The 19,757-nt window shown below is 62.4% G+C and carries 18 protein-coding genes; 15 read left to right on the plus strand and 3 right to left on the minus strand.

Annotated features, from left to right (window positions below; all coding sequences use genetic code 11):
- The first annotated feature begins 18 nt into the window (after positions 1-18).
- From dctP to AC07OO_RS21530, 5 genes are read left to right on the plus strand one after another with little or no spacing between them, the layout of a single operon-like run.
- Complete coding sequence (dctP, locus tag AC07OO_RS21510; protein ID WP_495084195.1) at positions 19-1,041, plus strand: TRAP transporter substrate-binding protein DctP; 1,023 nt, start codon at positions 19-21, stop codon at positions 1,039-1,041.
- Positions 1,038-1,613: a TRAP transporter small permease gene (locus AC07OO_RS21515; RefSeq protein WP_495084196.1), complete on the plus strand. Its 576-nt coding sequence runs from the start codon at positions 1,038-1,040 to the stop codon at positions 1,611-1,613. Before dctP ends, AC07OO_RS21515 begins: the two co-directional genes overlap by 4 nt.
- Entirely contained in the window at positions 1,610-2,971 is a 1,362-nt protein-coding gene (locus AC07OO_RS21520; protein WP_495084197.1) for a TRAP transporter large permease, read from the plus strand. Before AC07OO_RS21515 ends, AC07OO_RS21520 begins: the two co-directional genes overlap by 4 nt.
- The gene (locus AC07OO_RS21525) at positions 2,968-3,747 is read left to right on the plus strand and encodes an enoyl-CoA hydratase/isomerase family protein (RefSeq protein ID WP_495084198.1); all 780 of its coding nucleotides are present in this window, start codon (positions 2,968-2,970) and stop codon (positions 3,745-3,747) included. The genes AC07OO_RS21520 and AC07OO_RS21525 overlap by 4 nt, the downstream gene beginning before the upstream one ends.
- Positions 3,748-3,788: 41 nt before the next feature.
- Positions 3,789-5,321, plus strand: a complete 1,533-nt coding sequence (locus tag AC07OO_RS21530; protein WP_495084199.1) for a malonate--CoA ligase — start codon at positions 3,789-3,791, stop codon at positions 5,319-5,321.
- Position 5,322: 1 nt separating this feature from the next.
- On the opposite strand, the gene AC07OO_RS21535 is transcribed toward AC07OO_RS21530, so the two are convergent.
- Both AC07OO_RS21535 and AC07OO_RS21540 read right to left on the minus strand, forming a co-directional pair.
- Positions 5,323-6,762, minus strand: coding sequence for a TIGR04222 domain-containing membrane protein (locus AC07OO_RS21535; RefSeq protein ID WP_495084200.1), 1,440 nt, complete (start codon positions 6,760-6,762; stop codon positions 5,323-5,325).
- 82 nt (positions 6,763-6,844) lie between these two features.
- Positions 6,845-8,983 carry a hypothetical protein gene (locus AC07OO_RS21540; RefSeq protein WP_495084201.1) on the minus strand — a complete coding sequence of 713 codons (2,139 nt, stop codon included), beginning with the start codon at positions 8,981-8,983 and terminating at the stop codon, positions 6,845-6,847.
- 310 nt (positions 8,984-9,293) lie between these two features.
- Between AC07OO_RS21540 and AC07OO_RS21545 the strand changes: the two genes are divergently transcribed.
- From AC07OO_RS21545 to AC07OO_RS21585, 9 genes are all read left to right on the plus strand, one after another.
- A complete protein-coding gene (locus tag AC07OO_RS21545) occupies positions 9,294-11,630 on the plus strand; it encodes a heavy metal translocating P-type ATPase (protein WP_495084452.1) in 2,337 nt (778 codons plus the stop codon).
- Positions 11,630-11,764, plus strand: coding sequence for a cbb3-type cytochrome oxidase assembly protein CcoS (gene ccoS, locus AC07OO_RS21550; protein WP_495084202.1), 135 nt, complete (start codon positions 11,630-11,632; stop codon positions 11,762-11,764). Before AC07OO_RS21545 ends, ccoS begins: the two co-directional genes overlap by 1 nt.
- A gap of 362 nt (positions 11,765-12,126) precedes the next feature.
- Entirely contained in the window at positions 12,127-13,563 is a 1,437-nt protein-coding gene (gene ccoN / locus AC07OO_RS21555; RefSeq protein WP_495084203.1) for a cytochrome-c oxidase, cbb3-type subunit I, read from the plus strand.
- A 15-nt stretch (positions 13,564-13,578) separates the two neighbouring features.
- Positions 13,579-14,205 carry a cytochrome-c oxidase, cbb3-type subunit II gene (ccoO, locus tag AC07OO_RS21560; protein WP_495084204.1) on the plus strand — a complete coding sequence of 209 codons (627 nt, stop codon included), beginning with the start codon at positions 13,579-13,581 and terminating at the stop codon, positions 14,203-14,205.
- A 19-nt stretch (positions 14,206-14,224) separates the two neighbouring features.
- Positions 14,225-14,368, plus strand: coding sequence for a cbb3-type cytochrome oxidase subunit 3 (locus AC07OO_RS21565; RefSeq protein WP_495084205.1), 144 nt, complete (start codon positions 14,225-14,227; stop codon positions 14,366-14,368).
- A gap of 23 nt (positions 14,369-14,391) precedes the next feature.
- A complete protein-coding gene (gene ccoP / locus AC07OO_RS21570; protein WP_495084206.1) occupies positions 14,392-15,312 on the plus strand; it encodes a cytochrome-c oxidase, cbb3-type subunit III in 921 nt (306 codons plus the stop codon).
- Between the two features lie 24 nt (positions 15,313-15,336).
- Positions 15,337-16,803: a cytochrome c oxidase accessory protein CcoG gene (gene ccoG / locus AC07OO_RS21575; protein WP_495084207.1), complete on the plus strand. Its 1,467-nt coding sequence runs from the start codon at positions 15,337-15,339 to the stop codon at positions 16,801-16,803.
- A 38-nt stretch (positions 16,804-16,841) separates the two neighbouring features.
- Positions 16,842-17,126, plus strand: a complete 285-nt coding sequence (locus tag AC07OO_RS21580) for a FixH family protein (protein WP_495084208.1) — start codon at positions 16,842-16,844, stop codon at positions 17,124-17,126.
- Between the two features lie 6 nt (positions 17,127-17,132).
- A complete protein-coding gene (locus tag AC07OO_RS21585; RefSeq protein ID WP_495084209.1) occupies positions 17,133-17,423 on the plus strand; it encodes a hypothetical protein in 291 nt (96 codons plus the stop codon).
- Positions 17,424-17,438: 15 nt separating this feature from the next.
- Here AC07OO_RS21585 and fnr read toward each other — a convergent pair whose 3' ends face one another.
- Positions 17,439-18,191, minus strand: a complete 753-nt coding sequence (gene fnr / locus AC07OO_RS21590; RefSeq protein WP_495084210.1) for a fumarate/nitrate reduction transcriptional regulator Fnr — start codon at positions 18,189-18,191, stop codon at positions 17,439-17,441.
- 150 nt (positions 18,192-18,341) lie between these two features.
- On the opposite strand from fnr, the gene hemN reads away from it, so the two are divergent.
- Entirely contained in the window at positions 18,342-19,754 is a 1,413-nt protein-coding gene (hemN, locus tag AC07OO_RS21595) for an oxygen-independent coproporphyrinogen III oxidase (RefSeq protein ID WP_495084211.1), read from the plus strand.
- Positions 19,755-19,757 lie beyond the last annotated feature (3 nt).

Genomic DNA, 19,757 nt, shown 5'->3' on the forward strand with positions numbered 1-19,757 from the left:
AATCAACAGGAGACAGACATGGCTTTGACACGACGTGGTTTTGCACAGGCGCTGGGCGCCGGTGCTCTGGCCGGCATGGCCGATGGTGTGTGGGCACAGGCCGGCGGGGGGCTCAAAATCTCCCACCAGTTTCCCGGTGGCACGCTGACCGAGGGTGATTTTCGTGATCGCTTGTGCCGCAAGTTCGCGGTCGAGGTGGAAAAGCGCACGGCTGGCGCGCTCAAGGCCGCGGTCTACCCCGGCTCGTCCTTGATGAAGACCAATGCCCAGTTCTCCTCCATGCGCAAGGGCGCGCTGGACATGAGCCTGGTGCCCCTGTCCTATGCCGGCGGTGAAGTGGCCGAGACCAATATTGGCCTGATGCCGGCCCTGGTGCCCAGCTACGAGCAGGGCGCGGCCTGGAAGACGGCTGACGTTGGCAAGCTGTTGACCAAGGTCATGGATGACAAGGGCATCGTCATTGTCAGCTGGATCTGGCAGGCTGGTGGCGTGGCCAGCCGCACGCGCCCGCTGCTGACGCCTGACGATGCCAAGGGCCTGAAGGTGCGCGGCGGCAGCCGCGAGATGGACATGATGTTGAAGCAGGCCGGTGCCTCGGTCATCACGCTGCCGTCCAATGAAATTTATGCCGCCATGCAGACCGGCGCCATGGACGCGGCGATGACGTCCAGCACCAGCTTCATCTCCTTCAAGCTCGAAGAGATCGCCAAGCACTTGACGTCCGGCCGTGACAAGACCTACTGGTTCATGTTCGAGCCGCTGATGATGTCCAGGGAGGTGTTCGCCAAGCTGCCCAAGGCGCAGCAGGACGTTGTGATGGCCGTCGGTGGCGAGCTGGAAGTCTTTGCGCGTGATGCCGCCAAGGCCGATGACAAGGCAGCCGCCGAAATCTACGCCAAGGCCGGCGCCAAGGTCTACGACATGGACGAGGCCACGCTGAAGAAGTGGCAGGTCATCGCCCGCGAGACCGCGTGGAAAGACTTCAACGACAAGAACGAATCCTGCGCCGCGCTGCTCAAGGCTGCGCAGAAATTGCTGTGAGCGATGCTGCTCTGGGTGGCGGCCCCACCGCCGCCGCCATAGATCCGGATACGCCGGGCTTTCTGCGGCCGCTGGCGCAGCTGCTGGTGTGGGTTAACAAGGCCATGGTCTTCCTGGGCATGCTGGCCTTGCTGGTTGCGTCGCTGGTGCTGACCTATAGCGTGGTGTCGCGCTATGTGATGCAGGCTTCTACTGACTGGCAAGACGAGGCTGCGGTGTTCTGCCTGGTGGGCGCCACGTTTTTATGCGCAGCCCATGTGCAGGCGCTGCGAGGTCATGTCGGCATTGAAGCCGTGGCCACGCTGCTGCCGGATGCGGTGAACCGCTGGCGATTGGTGGCTGTCGATTTGCTCTGCTGCGCGTTTTGCACTTTCTTCTCGTGGAAATCGTGGACGCTCTTCCACGAGGCCTGGGTAGAGCAGCAGACCACGTCGTCATCGTGGGCGCCCCCGCTGTCGATACCCTATGGCCTGATGGCCCTAGGTATGAGTTTGCTGAGCCTGCAACTGCTGGTGCAGTTCGCCGCGCGGCTCAATGGCCTGCGCAAGCCCAAATCGGGAGTTTCTCGATGAGCATGTTGACCATGGGCTTGTTGTTCGGCGCTGTCACGCTGCTGTTCATGTTTTCCGGCGCGCCGATATCGTTTGCGCTGGGCAGCGTGGCGGTGCTGTTCATGTATTTGTTCATGCCGGCGTCGGCGCTCAACACCGTTACGCAAAACGTCTACGAAGAGATGGCCAGCATCACGCTGCTGTCGATCCCGCTGTTCATCCTCAAAGGGGCGGCCATAGGCCGGTCGCGGGCAGGGCAAGACCTGTACGCCGCCATGCATGTGTGGATGGGTCGCATACCTGGCGGCCTGGGCATTGCCAATGTGTTTGCCTGTGCGCTGTTCGCCGCCATGGCAGGCTCCAGCCCTGCCACTTGCTCGGCCATCGGCAGCGCCGGCATACCCGAGATGCGAAAGCGCGGCTACTCGCCGGGCTTTGCGGCCGGCATCATCGCAGCGGGCGGCACGCTGGGTATCTTGCTGCCACCCTCGGTCACGATGATCTTGTACGCGGTGGCGGCCGAGCAGTCGCTAGGAAGGCTGTTCCTGGCGGGCATCTTCCCGGGCGTGTTGCTGGTCGCACTGTTCTCGGGTTATGCCGTGCTGCGCTACCGCAAGGAGTACAAGCTGGCCCATGCCGAATTCCAGCGTACCGGCGCGGCATCGGCCCTGCTGGAGCATGAGACCTTCAGCACACGGCAGAAGTTTGAGATGCTGCCGCGCGTCGTGCCCTTTGTGCTGTTGCTGGTGGGTGTCATGGTGGCGCTGTACGGCGGCTTTGCCACGCCCAGCGAGACGGCGGGCTTGGGCGCGCTGCTGGCGCTGGCCTTGATCGCGGTCATCTACGGTGTTTGGCGGCCGCGTGACGTGGCACCCATTCTCACGGCCACGCTGAAGGAGTCGACGATGCTGATGATGATCATCGGCATGTCGCTGCTGTTCTCGTATGTGATGAGCTTTTTGCACATCAGCCAGTCCACCGCGGAGTGGATCGTGGCCATGCAGTTGTCCAAGTGGGTATTGCTGGCGGCCATCCTGGTCATGGTGATCCTGCTGGGCTTCTTCTTGCCACCGGTCAGCATCATCCTGATGACGGCGCCCATCATCCTGCCGCCACTGAAGGCCGCGGGCTTCGATCTGATCTGGTTCGGCGTGCTGATGACCATCGTCATGGAGACGGGGCTGATCCACCCGCCGGTGGGGCTCAATATCTTCGTCATCAAGAACATCGCGCCCGATATCGCGCTCAAAGACATCATCTGGGGCGTGCTGCCCTTTGTGGTGCTGATGCTGCTGGCCGTGGTGCTGATCTGCGTGTTCCCCGGTATTGCCACCGCCTTGCCCAACGCGGTAATGGGCGTTGCGGCGGTCAAACCATGAGTGGCTCCATCAGCTTGGCCAGCGCGGACGGCATTGCCCGCGTGACGATCAGCCACCCCGGCAAGCTCAATGCCATGTCGCGCGCCATGTGGCGCGAGTTGCGGGCCGTGTTCACCCAGATCCAGCAGGATGCCAGCCTGCGCGCCGTGGTCATCCACGGGGCTGACCATTTCTGCGCCGGTGGCGATATTTCGGAATACGCCAGCTTCCGCTTTGAAGAAGAGGGCTTGCGCGACTTCCACGAGAACGACGTCTGGGGCGGTCTGCAGGCCATGTTGGATTGCGACGTGCCCATCGTCGCCCGCATCGAGGGCAACTGCATGGGCGCCGGCGTGGAGATTGCCAGTTGCTGCGACATTCGCATTGCCAGCGACACGGCCCGCTTTGGCGCACCCATTGCCAAGCTGGGTTTCCCGATGGCGCCGCGCGAGGCGGCCCTGGTCGCCCGCGCCGTCGGTGAGATGACGGCGCGCGAGATGCTGCTATCCGCTGCCGTGCTGTCCGCCGCGCAGATGCAGCAGCGCGGCTTTCTGAACCAGGTGGTGGCCGCGGATGCGCTGGGCGATGCGGTCGACGCGCACATACAGCGCATGCGAGGGCTTGCACCCCAGGCCGCGCGCCTGAACAAACAGACGTTTCGGGTGCTAGCCCTCGTCGATATTGGACATAGCGCTCCCCATTTGATAGCGAATGCCTATGCCTACGCCGATTCGGCGGAGCACCGCGAGGGCGTCACGGCCTTCACCGAGAAGCGCACACCCCGGTTTATGCCCTGAACGCTGCGCGCTCCTCAAGACCTATTGCATACCATTGACCCATGAAGAACCACAACCTCTTTGCTGCGCTGCGCGCAGCCTTTCCTGCCGACCTGGACACCGTTGCCATTGAGACCGACAACGGCCTGAACTACTCCTGGCGCGACCTGGACCGCGGCACGGCCATGCTGGCCAATCTGCTGCAGTCGCTGAAGCTGCCCGCCGGTTCGCGCATTGCCGTGCAGGTGGAGAAATCGGTCGAGGCCTTGATGCTCTACCTGGCCACGCTGCGCGCCGGTTACGTGTTCCTGCCATTGAACACCGCTTACCAAAGCGCCGAGATCGAATATTTCATTGGCAATGCCGCGCCCGCCGTCGTAGTGTGCAGCCCCAAGAACCATGGCTGGGTCAGCAAGATCGCGTTCAAGGCAGGCACGCAAAGCGTGTTCACGCTGGGCGAAGACCGCACGGGCTCCCTGCTGGACCGTGCCGCGCATTGCAGCGACCAACACAGGGTTGCAGAGTGCACCGCTGACGCTATGGCCGCCATTTTGTACACCAGCGGCACCACCGGCCGCAGCAAGGGCGCCATGCTGAGCCACGGCAACCTGCTCTCCAACGCCCTGGTGCTGAAGGACTATTGGGGTTGGCAGCCTGGCGATGTGCTGATGCATGTGTTGCCCATCTTCCACGTGCATGGACTGTTTGTCGCCGTGCATGGCGCGCTGCTCAATGGCAGCAAGATGATCTGGATGGCCAGGTTCGACCCCAAGTGCGTGCTGCAAAAACTGCCCGAAGCGACCGTCTTCATGGGCGTGCCCACGCTGTATGTGCGCCTACTGGCCGAACCGGGGTTGGACCGCCAAGCGGTGCGCAATATGCGATTGTTCATCGCCGGGTCGGCTCCATTGCTGATCGAAACCTTCACCGAATGGCAGGCCCGCACCGGCCACACCATCCTCGAGCGCTACGGCATGAGCGAGACCGCGATGCTGACCTCCAACCCCTACGCGGCCGATGCGCGCTACGCTGGCGCAAGCGAGCGCCGTGGCGGCACGGTGGGCTTCCCGCTACCGGGCGTGCAACTGCGGGTGCAGGACGATGCAGGCAAGGACCTACCCACAAGCGAGATTGGTGGCATCCAGGTCAAGGGCCCCAATGTGTTTGCCGGCTACTGGCAAATGCCCGAGAAGACGAAGGAAGAGTTCACTGCCGACGGCTTCTTCAAGACGGGAGACGTGGGCAAGGTCGACGCGGATGGCTACGTGACCATCGTGGGCCGCAGCAAGGACCTCATCATCAGCGGCGGCTACAACGTCTACCCGGCCGAGATCGAAGGCTATATCAACAGTCTGGACGGTGTTGCCGAAAGCGCGGTCGTGGGTGTGCCGGACGCGGACTTCGGCGAGGTCGGTGTGGCCGTCGTCATTGCCAAGCCAGGTGCGCAGTTGGAACCCGCCCAGATACTGGCCACGCTCAAGAGTCAGCTGGCCAATTTCAAGATACCCAAACGCTGCTATGTAGTGGCGGAACTGCCGCGCAATGCGATGGGAAAAGTGCAGAAGAATGTGCTGCGGGCGCAGTACCAAGTTTGACTTAGCCTCCACACCCACCACCACCGCATCCACCGCCGCCACTGCATCCACCCGCGCCACTACTACGGTTGTTCTCTCCCAGAACTCTTTTGAAGGCATCAAAGCCAGGATCAGCGTAGACCGAGCTGACACCGAAGATGGCAAAGCCCAGTGCAAAGAGCGGCAATGACTCCGCCGTGTTGCGCTTGAGGGATGCATTGGTAGTCTTCAGGGCCTCAATGGCTTTTCGCCCCCGTGCCGTGAGGGCAACCGGTGTCCGCAGGTAGAAACCGACAAGCACGACGTTCATGGTGATCAACAGTGCAAGGTAGGCAACCGGCAAAAACGCTTGTACGCCGTGAACAAACCGGGCCACTGCAGCGCTGAGCAGTAGGCACAGCATCAGCATGAGTATGCCGAAGGGTGCGGCAATTTCACCGCTTTGGTGAATCAAGCCTGCGTTTTCCAGGCGGTGCTGGATCGCGCTGGCCGCATTGCTGGCTTGGCGTTGCAGGTCATTGTTGCCACGCACCAGTGTCGCCATGGTTTTCAGGCTGAATTCTTTCTCGGGCATGGCGCTGACGCAAATTTGTTCAACCGGCGCTAGCGCATGGATATCTACCGATTGCCCAACCCGCTTATAGAAAGTGTTTAGAGCACCCGGGCCTGAACGTTTGATCGACGTGAACAACATGCCGCGTTTGACCAGACTCGCCAATGCCGTGCTGAACACCCGCCGCCTGCCGCCGCATAGCCATGCGGCCTCGTAGGTGTCCACCACATCCGCTGCACCGATAGCCTGCTTTTGAATCCATCGGTGCAATTCAAATGCTGCAACGCTTCCCAGCAGTACCACAAGGTAGAGCTGAAGGAATGACGGGCCGGTCATCGCGGGAAAGATGGGCCAGTGCAGCAACAGGGCCCATAGGGAACCGGTTGCAATGGAAACCAGCGCGATCGGGATCGTCCACAGGGCACCGTACTCCAGCGCAAAAGGCCATTTACAGGATGCCTCTGCTTTCTCTTTGTGTGCCAGGGCAAATCTCCGTTTTGCAGAGGGCCAGATGCGCGTAGGTGGGTTTCCAGAGAAGAAGTGCTGGTAGCTCGCCAGCGTGTCCTTGTACATCTGCTTGTGTTTGAGCAGCTCAGCGTCTCCGCCTTTGGATTCTGTGTGGTGCAGAAAATCGCCCAAAACCTCGGAACAGAAGTGCTGGTAGGACTGGGTTTGGGTCAGGTGCAGATGCCAGGCGGTATCGACATCCTTGGATGGGCAAACCCCATGCCCAGCCACTTTGGTGAGGTACAGAAACCGGCGGTACTCCTGCTCCACCTGTAGTGCGTAGCCCAGCGTCCAGCCATTTTCATCTGCCAGCTTCGAGGCAAACGACACCTCGGCGGCCGGGTCGGAAAGCAGGAACGCATGGATGCGTTGCAGCAGTTGGGGATCGGGTTTTGCACGCATGGGTTGCTAGTGTTATGAATACCTCGCCATTGCAGCGGAGTGTATAGCCCGTCGCCCAAAGCACTGCCCATGACCCTGACGCTCACTGCACGATCACGTCCTCAACAAAAATATCCTGGCTGCCTTTGGGCAGGTCCAGCCGTAGCACCGACAAGCCAGCGGGCAAGGCAACGGATAGCTTGGAGCCCGAGGCGCTGGGGTTGGCAGGGTCTTGGAACAGGGCAATATCTCCCATGTTGATGCCGTTGGCATGCAGCGTTACCGCACCACTGTTGACCTTGCTGCCCAAGTGCAGCGAGATCTGGTAGGTGCCTGCTGCGGCCGTGCGAATTGGCGCCAGCACGTAGGCATTGGCCGATGCGGGTCGCAGCAAGTAGGTGGTGTTGTTCAGCGCCCATGCGGCCGCATCTGCGCCGATGGTCTGGGCGCTGGGGTCTTTCAGGTGCACCGTTCCGGGTACGGGGCTGCCCAGCGTAGGCGCTGGTCGGGTCTTGGCGTTGATGGCCGCTATGGCCTGCATCTTGACCGAGCTGTTGTCTGACACCACTTGCGGTACCAGATCATTCGTAAAACTCCAGGGAGCGGGCCCGCTGTAGATGTAATACACCAACTCGTCGCCGCCAGCGCGATCCCAGATATCCTGCGCCAGCAGCATGCTGGCCTTCATGCGTGGATCATTGTTGAACATGGGGGAGATGGCCGCTCCGGCAGACGAACCCGATACGGTTCCGCCCGGCCCCGGTCCGCCTTCGTAGGCCACGTATTTGAGGCCATAGGCATGGGTCCACATCGAATCAATCGTAGAGCTCGTGGCAAAGTCCGGTGTCGGCAGATTGGCAAAGTAGCTGTTCAGCGTCGCCGTGGTCGCGTCTCGTGGCGTGATGCTGGAGTCGTAATACGCAGCCCCCCCACCGCCATACCAGATGTCGCTAGGAACGCGTGCCACCGTATTCAGTGGCGCGGTGGCACGCACCTTGCCGTAGAAGGCCTGCGCCCACGCCAAGCCGGTTGACAGGTAGCTGTTGCTGTTGCCCACTTGGCTGGCGAGAATCGGGCGAACTGTCGCCATCATGGCGCTGTCTCCAAACACATCCCTGAATGCCAAGCTGATAAAGGACGAGCGATAGGCAATCCAGCGGCGCAACGCGTTGTAGGGGTCCGTTTGGGCTCCATCGAAAGCAATAGGGTGGGTGGTGTCAGCCATGTAGGTCTTGGCCAATTGCAACGCCCAGCCAAAGCACTGGAAACCTGCCCCGGAGTTCCAGACTTCGTTGCCATACTCCACATACACCTTGAGACCGCTTTTCAGCGGTGCATACGCAGGATTTGCTTGGGCGCTGGTGTAGGGAAGGGTGCCATCGCTGCCGTATTTCACCAGTTGCGCCAGCTTGCGGATGTAATCGTCGTCCGCACGGGCTGGCACGTTCAGCCAGACATCGCGCCCTGCGGCGTTGGCCAGGGCGATCAACAGTTCCCAGCTTTGGCCATTGGAGTCTGTGTAGCCAAACCGGGATGGCTTGGTGCGTTCGTCCCAACGTTGCTGGGCGTTGGTGTTCGTGCTCGTAAAGTCCATGCCGCGGATGGTCTTGAACCGCTGCATGGCGGCAATGAATTCCTGGGTGAAAACCGCGGTGCCGTTCAAGGCGTAACCCGGCCGCATCAGGTGAATGCCACTGACCCCATCGCTAGTGACGGATGATTTGCCGCGAAAGGTATTTTTGAACACCAGCCAGAGGTTTCCACTGGCATTGGTGGAGTGCACCACGTCTGCAGTCGTGAGGTTGTTGATAGGGTCGTATTGGGCGTTTTGAACCGTTCCGGACCCACCCGCGCTGACCGTGGCGCGCCCGTTGAACGTGAGCTTGTAGGTACCCGCGGCAAGGGTGGTTGACGAGTAAATCAACTGGAAGTCCTGGCCGGGATTTCCGTTGGAATCGGTGGTCACGTTGTAGGACCAGTCCAACCCGCGCATTTGCGACTGCATGCCCATGTCTGCCATCGCAAAGCTGCGGTCGTAGTAGCTCAGGCCGGTAATGCCTATGCCCACTCGAGGGGCGCTTGGGGCTTCGTCCGACAGCAAGAGCGCAGGCGCAATCTCTGACTTGGCCATTGGCAACGTGGCACCGTCGCCACCACCGGCACCGCTGCCGCCGCCGCAGGCCACAAGTGATACGCTGACCAGTGTGGTTAAACAAAAAGATACAAGTTGTAACAATGCCATTTAGGGCTTCTCAGAGGGGAAAAAAAGGAATAGGTATTGTGGTTTTGACCCGCATGGCTGAAGCGGAAATGACCCGCGAGAATACCTGTTACTTGAGCGCCTTATGCCGTGGCGATTTCGTATTCAGGCGTACGCAGGCCTATTGGCTGGATGGCAACGGGTCCGGGCGACCAGCTAGCGCACTTCACAAAGCTTGATCTAGGTCAACCAGGGCGAGGGCGATCCAGCCCACACTGGCGCCATGCGTTCAACCGCCGCGCTGCCCCCTGCCGTGCCTGCTTCATGCCCCGCTTCCAACGGGTCTGTGGGCATGGTCGCGCCGCCACTGCCGTCGCAGGCGACAGGCCACGCATCGGACGCGTTGGTTCTGTTGGACGACCCGCAAGAATGGAGCGCCTTCAGCCGCCCCAGCACCCTTGATGGCCCAGCCTGCTGGGAATCCAATGTGGTGATCGAGGGCATGCACTGCGCAGCCTGTTCGCTGACCGTGGAGCAAGCCTTGCGGCAGGTTCCCGGTGTGCTGCGGGCCGAGGTGGGTGCAGCCAGCCGCAGGGCCAAGGTGGTGTGGTCGGCCCAGCAGGTGCTGCCCTCGCAGTGGATGCAGGCCGTGCAGGCCAGTGGCTACCGTGCCGTGCCGGCCAATGACGTATTCGCCGGTGAGCGCCGCAAGCGCGAGACGCGCCAGGCCCTTTGGCGCTGGCTGGTGGCGGGCCTGTGCATGATGCAGATCATGATGTATGCCTACCCGGCCTATGTTGCGCTGCCGGGTGACCTGAGTGCCGAGATGGAGCAGTTGCTGCGCTGGGCCTCCTGGGTGCTGGCCTTGCCGGTAATGCTGTTCTCATGCGGTCCGTTCTTTCGCAGCGCGCTGCGCGATCTGGCCCACGTCCGCATCAGCATGGACCTGCCCGTTGCCCTGGGCATAGGCATCACCTTTGCGGTCAGCACGGCGGGCACGTTTGCGCCGCAAGGCCTGTTTGGCCGTGAGGTGTATTTCGACTCGCTGAGCATGTTCGTGTTCTTTCTGCTGACCGGGCGCTGGCTGGAGCTGCGTTTGCGCGACCGCACGGCCGGCGCGCTGGAAGCGCTGATGAACCGCCTGCCCGATAGCGTGGAGCGCAAGGGTGCGGACGGCCAGTTTGCACGGGTGGCCGCTCGGCGCGTGTGCGTGGGCGATGTGCTGCGCGTGCATCCGGGCGAGACCTTTTGTGCCGATGGCCTGTTGACCGATGGATACACGCGCGTGGACGAGGCGCTGCTGACCGGTGAATCCCGCCCGCTGCCGCGCCGCGTAGGCGATGCAGTCTGGTCGGGCAGTCACAACCTGACGTCCACAGTGCAGATGCACGTGCAGCGCGTGGGTACCGCCACCCGCTTTGCGCACATTGTGGCCTTGATGGAAAGCGCCGCGGCCACCAAGCCGCAGGGTGTGGTGCTGGCGGATCGCCTGGCAAAGCCCTTTTTGCTGGCAGTCTTGCTGGCTGCTGCCGGGGCGTGTGCCTGGTGGTGGGGGCGTGACCCCAGCCACGCGCTGATGGTGGCTGTGGCGGTACTGGTGGTGACCTGCCCCTGTGCCCTGTCCCTGGCCACACCGGCCGCCATGCTGGCCGCTGCTGGCAACCTGGCGCGCCGCGGCGTGCTGGTGCGCCGGCTGCAGGCCTTGGAGGCCCTGGCGCGCATCGACACAGTGGTGTTCGATAAGACCGGCACCTTGACCCGCGATGCCATGGCCTTGGCCGCGGTGGAAACCCGCTCTGGCGTTTCGGTGGACCAGGCTTTGGCCATGGCCGCCGCGTTGGCCCGGCATTCGCTGCACCCGGTATCGCGCGCGCTGGTCACGGCATTCCAAACCGCATCTGCTCCGTCGCTTGCCTGGATGTGCGAAGCAGTGACCGAGAGCGCAGGCGAGGGTGTCGCAGGCTGGGCCCTTGCTCCTCAGAGCGAGGCTCAGCCAGTGGCCCTGCGCCTGGGTTCGGCCGGGTTCTGTGGTGTGCCGGCGCGCTGTGTATCTGGCTTGCAGGTCCATTTGGCCGATGGCGCAGGCTGGCTTGCCAGCTTTGTGCTGCAAGAGGATGTACGTGCCGATGCGGCAGGCGTGGTGCATGCGCTGCAGGATATGGGCATTGCCGTGCACATGCTCTCGGGCGACGGTGCCGCATCGGTGGCCCGCGTAGCCGAACAGGTAGGCATCGCGCGGGCCCAGGGCGCCTGCACACCGCAGGACAAACTGAGCGCTTTGCAGCAGTTGCATGCGCAAGGCCATCGCGTGGCCATGGTGGGGGATGGTCTGAACGACGGACCGGTGTTGGCTGGGGCGGATGTCTCGTTTGCCTTCGGCCAAGCGGCTGCTCCGCTGGCGCAGGCCAAGGCGGACTTTGTCGTACTGGGTGAGCGCTTGGCGGATGTGGTGCACAGCGTGCGGTTGGCGCGGCGCACCATGGCCGTTGTGCGGCAAAACCTGTGGTGGGCGCTGCTCTACAACGCGGCCTGCGTACCGTTGGCGGTGCTGGGCCTGTTGCCGGCCTGGCTGGCAGGGCTGGGCATGGCGGGCAGTTCGCTGCTGGTGGTGTTCAATGCGCTGCGGCTGGCGCCCGCGTCACAACCCGCTTCTCGCATCTCTATTACGAACACACCCGAGGCCACGTGATGGACATCCTGTACTTGTTGATTCCCTTGTCTGTGGCACTGGTCTTCTTCATTCTGGGGGGGCTGTGGTGGGCGATTGACCGCGGCCAGTTTGAAGACATCGAGGCAGAGGGCGAGCGGATTCTGCGGGACTAGTTTCTTCGGTTTTTTTCTGGGCACGCAGTGGGACTGGGCCGGGCTGTTTTGCTCCGTGTCCCCCGCCCGCTGCGCGGGCTCCTCCTTTACCTGCGCAAAACAGCCCGGCCCAGCCCCACAGCTACGTTGTGATGCATTGGGTATTCCCGCAAGTGCGATGAAGCGCCTCGCAGGATCAGGTGGGGTATCGGCTTTGCGCAGGTAAAGGAGGAGGCCGAAGGCCGGGGGACACGGAGCAAAACCGATACCCCACCTGATCACACCACAAAAAGGCGGCCAGCAAACGCACAGCATTTGACCTGCATCAATACATCAAACCCCATAGACGCCGAGACTCAGTCCCAGTATCAAAAGAGGTATTTATGGCATTTTCCAATCAACAAGCGACGGTTTACAACGACACGGTTGTACGCCAGTTCGCCATCATGACCGTGGTCTGGGGTGTGGTGGGCATGCTGGTCGGCGTCATCATCGCCGCGCAGCTGACCTGGCCCGAACTCAACTTTGGCATACCCTGGCTCAGCTACGGCCGCCTGCGGCCGCTGCACACCAATGCGGTGATCTTTGCGTTTGGCGGCTGCGGTTTGTTTGCGTCGGCCTACTACGTGGCGCAGCGTACCTGCCAGGTGCGGCTCTTTGGCGACAAGCTGGCTGCCTTTACCTTCTGGGGCTGGCAGCTCGTCATCGTGGCGGCGGCGATCTCACTACCGCTGGGCTATACCCAGGGCAAGGAATACGCTGAATTGGAGTGGCCCATCGACATCCTGATCACGCTGGTCTGGGTGTCGTTTGCTATTGTGTTCTTCGGCACCATTGGCACCCGCCGGGTCAAGCACATCTACGTAGCCAACTGGTTCTTTGGCGCCTTCATCCTGGCCGTGGCGATCCTGCATCTGGTCAACAGCGCGGCCATCCCCGCAGGCTGGATGAAGAGCTACTCGGCCTACGCCGGCGTGCAGGACGCGATGGTGCAATGGTGGTACGGCCACAATGCCGTGGGCTTCTTCCTCACCGCGGGCTTCCTGGGCATGATGTACTACTTCATCCCCAAGCAGGTGGAGCGGCCCGTCTACAGCTACCGCCTGTCCATCGTCCACTTCTGGGCGCTGATCTTCACCTATATGTGGGCCGGCCCCCACCACCTGCACTACACCGCTTTGCCGGAGTGGACGCAGTCGGTGGGCATGGTGTTCTCGCTGATCCTGCTGGCGCCCAGCTGGGGCGGCATGATCAACGGCATCATGACCTTGAGCGGCGCATGGCACAAGCTGCGTGACGACCCCATCCTGCGTTTCCTGATCGTGTCGCTGTCCTTCTATGGCATGAGCACCTTTGAAGGCCCGATGATGTCCATCAAGACGGTCAACGCGCTGTCCCACTACACCGACTGGACCGTAGGCCATGTGCACTCCGGCGCCCTGGGTTGGGTGGGCTTGGTGACCATGGGTTCCATGTACTACCTGATACCGCGCCTGTTCGGCCGCAAGCAGATGTTCAGTGTGCGCGCCATCGAACTGCACTTCTGGGTCGCCACGGTGGGCATCGTGGTCTACATCGCCGCCATGTGGATCGCCGGCGTCATGCAGGGTCTGATGTGGCGCGCGGTCAATGCCGATGGCACGCTGACCTATACCTTTGTCGAATCGGTCAAGGCTACCTACCCCTTCTATGTGCTGCGCCTGCTGGGCGGTGTGCTGTACCTGTCGGGCATGGTGGTCATGCTGTGGAACACCTGGAAGACAGCGACCGTGGGCAGCGCCAACAGCGTCAAGGTCCCCACTGTTTTAGCGCACGCCTGAGAAAGACACGTTGCCATGGCTTACGACAACACAAACTCCCCCTTCTCGCACGAGAAGATCGAGACCAACAACTTCTTGATGATCGCACTGATCCTGCTGGTGCTGCTGGTGGGTGGCATGGTGGAGATCGTTCCGCTGTTCTTCCAGAAGTCCACGACCGAGCCCATTGCCGGCATACAGCCCTACACGGCCTTGCAACTGGCCGGCCGCGACATCTATGTGCGCGAGGGCTGCTACAACTGCCACTCGCAGATGATCCGTCCCTTCCGCGCCGAGACACTGCGCTATGGCCATTACTCGGTGGCGGGGGAGTCGGTCTATGACCACCCCTTCCAATGGGGCAGCAAGCGCACCGGGCCTGACCTGGCACGCGTGGGCGGCAAGTACAGCGATGACTGGCACCGCACCCACCTGATCAACCCGCGTGATGTGGTGCCCGAGTCCAACATGCCGGCCTATCCCTGGCTGGAGAAGACCCCCGTGGACGCCGACAGCATGCCCGCCCACATGAAGGCCCTGCGCACGGTAGGCGTGCCCTACACCGATGCGCAGATCGCCACGGCCACGCAAGACATCAAGGGCAAAACCGAGCTGGACGCCACCATCGCCTACCTGCAGGTGCTGGGTCTCGCGCTGAAATAGACACCAGGAGTGATTGACTATGGACTTCGATATCAATGCCCTGCGGTCTCTCGCCACGGTGGTCAGCTTCGCGACCTTTGTCGGCATCGTGTGGTGGGCCTGGTCCAAGCGGCGCACCGATGACTTCTCTCAGGCCGCCAAGCTGCCGTTCGAGCAGGACTGAGCACAGGCACAAGGAATAAAAAAATGAGCGACTTTACAAGCGACTTCTGGTCCGTCTACATTGCCGGCGTTACGGTGGTCAGCATCCTGGCCTGCCTGCTGTTGCTGTGGTTCAGCGGCAAGGCCCGTGCGATGACGGCGGACGACAACACCACGGGCCACGTGTGGGACGGCGACCTGCGCGAGATGAACAACCCGCTGCCCCGCTGGTGGGCTTGGCTGTTTGTCATCACCATTGTGTTTGCGCTGGGCTACCTGGTGCTGTACCCCGGCCTGGGCAGCTATGCCGGCACGCTGGGGTGGACGCAGAACGGTGAACTCAAAGCCGAGGTGGAAGCGGGTGAGCGCGAAATCGCGCCGCTGTATGCCAAGTTCGCCACGATGACACCGGAAGCCATTGCGCAGGATCCGCAGGCCCAGGCTATTGGCGAACGCCTGTTCATGAACAACTGCTCGCAGTGCCATGGCTCGGACGCCCGCGGTGCCAAGGGCATCCCCAATCTGACCGATGGCGATTGGCTGCACGGTGGCACGCCAGAGAAGATCAAGGAAACCATCACGCAAGGGCGCGTGGGCACCATGCCGCCCATGGCCGCTGCTGTGGGGAATGCCGAAGATGTGAAGAACCTGGCCAACTATGTGCTGAGCCTCTCCAAGAGCCCGCATGACTCGGTGCGTGCGGCCTTGGGCAAGGAAAAGTTCGGCGTCTGCGCCGCCTGCCACGGCATGGACGGCAAAGGCAACCAGGCCCTGGGATCCCCCAATCTGACCGACAACATCTGGCTGCACGGCTTCGGTGAAAACGCCATCGTGGCCATGGTCAACAACGGCAAGCAAAACCAGATGCCGGCCCAGGCCGAGCGTCTCAGTCCCGCCCAGATCCAGGTCTTGGCGTCCTATGTTTGGGGCCTCTCCAACAGCAGTGGCAAGGACAAGACCCAATAGGCGTAAACCCCCAGAGAGACAAGCTTGGCTGACACTGATACACCGCCGCGCCGGGTCATACCCATCGTCGCGTCCTCCGACACCAGTCCCATCGCCCCGCCCGCGGACGCCGATGCGGAAACGGTGTGGCTGTACGCGGCGCACCAGAAGCTGTACCCGCGCAGCGTCTCCGGCGTGTTCACCAACTGGCGCTGGGTCATGGTGGGCCTGACCCAGTTGGTGTTCTACGGATTGCCGTGGCTGGAGTGGGGCCAACGCCAGGCCGTGTTGTTCGACCTGGGCGCGCGGCGCTTCTACATCTTCGGCCTGGTGCTGTACCCGCAGGACTTCATTTATCTCACGGGCATTCTGGTCATCTCGGCGCTGTCGCTATTCTTGTTCACGGCGGTGGCGGGGCGTCTGTGGTGCGGCTATGCCTGCCCCCAGACCGTCTATACCGAAATCTTTCTGTGGCTGGAGAAGAAGACTGAAGGTGATCGCACGGCCCGCATGCGCCGCGACGCAGGCCCGCGCAATGCAGACTGGCTGCTGCGCAAATCCGTCAAGCACTTGCTGTGGCTGGCCTTGGCAGGCTGGACTGGCCTGACCTTTGTGGGCTACTTCACGCCCATACACGAACTGGCGGCCGAATTCGTGCAACTCAACATGGGCTCGTGGGAGGTCTTCTGGGCGCTGTTCTACGGCTTTGCCACCTATGGCAATGCCGGCTTCATGCGCGAGCAGGTCTGCCTGCACATGTGCCCCTATGCGCGCTTCCAAAGCGCCATGTTCGATGCTGACACCCTGGTTGTCACCTACGACCAGGAGCGCGGCGAGCCCCGTGGCGCGCGCTCGCGCAAGGCAGACCTGCTGACGCTGGACCTGGGCGCTTGCGTGAACTGCAGCCTGTGCGTGCAGGTCTGCCCCACGGGCATCGACATCCGCGAAGGCCTGCAGTACGAATGCATTGGTTGCGGCGCCTGCGCCGATGTGTGCGATGGTGTCATGGACAAGATGGGCTATCCCCGTGGGCTGATCAAATACTCCACGCAAAATGCCATCCAGCAGCACTGGACCAAGGGTCAGATTGTGCGCCGCGTGCTGCGCCCGCGGGTCATGGTGTACACCGCCATCCTGGGCGCCGTGGTGGTGGCCATGGTGGTCAGCCTGGCATTGCGCACGCCGTTCAAAGTGGATGTGGTGCGCGACCGCGGCGTGTTGGCCCGCATGGTGGAGGGTGGCCGTATCGAGAACGTCTACCGCCTGCAGATCATGAACGCGACCGAGGCCGCGCAGCCATTTGCCATCGCGGTGGAAGGCCTGCCGGGGCTGGCCGTGGTGTCGGATGCGCAGGTGAACGTGGCGTCCACCCAGGCCCGCTGGGTTGCCGTGCGGGTGCAGGCCCCGCCCGATGCAGCCAGCCCAGGTTCGCATGCCATCCGTTTTGTGGTGACCGCTCCGGCATCGGTGGGCCGGGTGGTCGAGAAGTCCGTTTTCATCGTTCCCCGTTGATGTTTACCCGCCCACAACTACGCCGTAGAGGAGGCTTTATGCAACACATTGATCTGACAGCGACACCTGACGATGAACGCCTGCGCGCCTGGTGGCGGTACCCCCACGTGTGGATGGTCATTTCCGGACCGGCCCTGGTGGTGGTGGCTTCGTTTGTGACCTTTTACATCGCGGTCGCGGGCCAAGACCCGGTGGTGGAGGAAGACTACTACCGCAAGGGCGTGGAGATCAATAAGAGGCTGCGAGGCCCTAGCGCCGCCAGCCTGGCGCCCGCCACCCAGGCCCGTAATCACGCAGCCACCGGCGTGCAGACAGCGCGGTAGGCCGACATGCTGCGCCAACGCCTGATGTGGATTGTGTGGCCGGCCTTTTTGATGGCTGGCGTGCTGGAGGTGCTGGTCTTCGCGATGGTGGACCCGCAAGATGTGCATTGGTTCGGCGCGCCAGTGGAATGGTCGCGCCAGGCCATCTACACCGCCGCCTTCTTTGTGTTCTGGGGCATCACCACGCTGTCGGGCGGTTTGACCACGCTGCTGGCCATGTCACCGTTTGAGGTGAACCGTTGCCCCTTGCCACCACACGGCCGGCCCGACGGCTGCCCCAAGCAGGGCCGCTGCTGACTGCGCGCGTTTGGCTCAGCAGTCCCTGGAGTTGACCAGGGCGCGGAGGGCCTCGCTGTTGAGCACGCGGATGTGGCGCTGCTTGACTTCGATCAGGCCGTCTTCGACAAACTTGGAAAAAGTGCGGCTCACGGTCTCCAGCTTCAGGCCCATATAGCTGCCGATCTCTTCGCGGGTCATGCGCAGCACCAGTTCGGATTGCGAAAAACCCCGCGCATGCAGGCGCTGCATCAGGTTCAGCAAAAAGGCGGCGAGCCGCTCTTCGGCCCGCATGCTGCCCAAGAGCAGCATGACGCCGTTTTCGCGCACGATCTCACGGCTCATGATCTTGTGCACATGGTGCTGCAGCGCATTGACCTCGCGCGAGAGCTCTTCTATGCGGTCAAAGGGCATGACGCAGACCTCGGCGTCTTCCAGCGCAATCGCGTCGCAGGTGTGCACGTCGTGGACGATTCCGTCCAGGCCCATGACCTCACCGGCCATCTGGAACCCCGTCACCTGGTCTCGGCCGTCCTCGGTGGCGACGCAGGTCTTGAAAAAGCCGGTGCGGATGGCGTAGAGGCTGCCAAATTTCTCGCCATTGCGAAACAGGTAGCCGCCGCGCTTGACCTTGCGCCGGCTGGCCACCACTTCGTCGATGCGGTCCAGCTCAGACGCTGTCAGCCCCATGGGCATGCACAGCTCGCGCAGGTTGCAATTGGAGCAGGCCACTTTGATGGACTGGGCGGCGATGCTGGTGGGTGGGGTAGGGGGGCGGCTTTCTAGCATGGCTGGCAAGGGGGCAGCAAAGGGGACAAGTTGGTGCCCAGTTTACCCCCGACTTTCTTACCCCCGACTTTCACAAGCCTTGATGCACATCAAGCCGCCCTGGCGTAATTTGCCGCACAGTCCTGTGTAACCGTTCAGGAGTTTGCTTGTATGACGACGTTTGCCCCCGAGACCGCATCCGCTGGGACCGTATCCACCGAGATGCTCAAAAGGTATGACGTGCCCGGCCCGCGCTACACGTCATTCCCCACCGCCGACCGTTTTGTGGAGGCCTTCACGGCTGACGACTATGCCCGCGCGCTGGACCAGCGGCGCGATGGCTTGGCGGCGCGGCCCCTGCCACTGTCGGTCTATGTGCACATTCCGTTTTGCGAATCGCTGTGCTACTACTGCGCTTGCAACAAGATCATCACCAAACACCACGACCGTGCAGGCCCCTACCTGCGCTACCTGAGCCGCGAGGTGGACCTGCACACCCAGCGCCTGGGCGTGGGCCAGGTCATCAGCCAGCTGCACCTGGGCGGCGGTAGCCCTACCTTTCTGAACGATGCCGAACTGCGTGAGCTGATGGCCATGCTGCGGCGCAACTTCACGTTGGCGCCGGGCGGCGAATATTCGATCGAGGTGGACCCACGCACCGTGGATGCGGCGCGGCTGGATACCCTGGCCAAGCTGGGCTTCAACCGGCTGAGTTTTGGCGTGCAGGACTTTGACCCCGCCGTGCAACAGGCCGTGCACCGCGTGCAACCGGCGGACCAGGTGTTTGCGCTGGTGGAGGCCGCGCGTGCGCGGGGCTTTGAGTCCATCAATGTGGACCTGATCTATGGCCTGCCGCGCCAAAGCCCGGAATCGTTTGACCGCACGCTGGCCCAGGTCAACGCGCTGCGCCCGGACCGCATCGCCCTGTATGCCTATGCCCATCTGCCGGAGCGCTTCAAGCCACAACGGCGTATTGCCGTGGTAGAGCTGCCCAGCGGCGGGGCCAAGCTGTCCATGTTGTCGCGCTCGCTGGATGCCTTTCGGCAAGCGGGCTATGTCTATGTGGGCATGGACCACTTTGCGCTGCCCGACGACGCGCTGGCCGTGGCCAAGCGCCAGGGGCGGCTGCACCGCAATTTCCAGGGCTACAGCACCCAGCCCGATTGCGACCTGATTGGCCTGGGCGTGTCGGCCATCGGCCGCATCGGCGCGACCTACAGCCAGAACGCCAAGACCATGGAGGAGTATTGCGACTTCCTGGACCAAGGCCGCTTTCCGGTGGTGCGGGGCCTTGCCCTGACGCGCGACGACCTGGTGCGCCGCGCCGTCATCATGGCCCTGATGTGCCAGGGCGAGCTGGACTTTGAAGCCGTGGAGGCCGCCCACCTGCTGGACTTCGGCAGCTACTTTGCCAAGGAGCTGCAGGACTTGCAGCTTTTGGTGGAGCAGGGCATGGTGGAGATCAGTGCCACGGGCATCACCGTCACCTCTCAGGGCTGGTTCTTTGTGCGGGCCGTGGCCATGGTGTTTGACCGCTATCTGCAGGCCGACCGCACACGGGCCCGCTTTTCCAAGATCATCTGAGAC

Source organism: Rhodoferax sp. GW821-FHT07G04 (genome assembly GCF_059418585.1).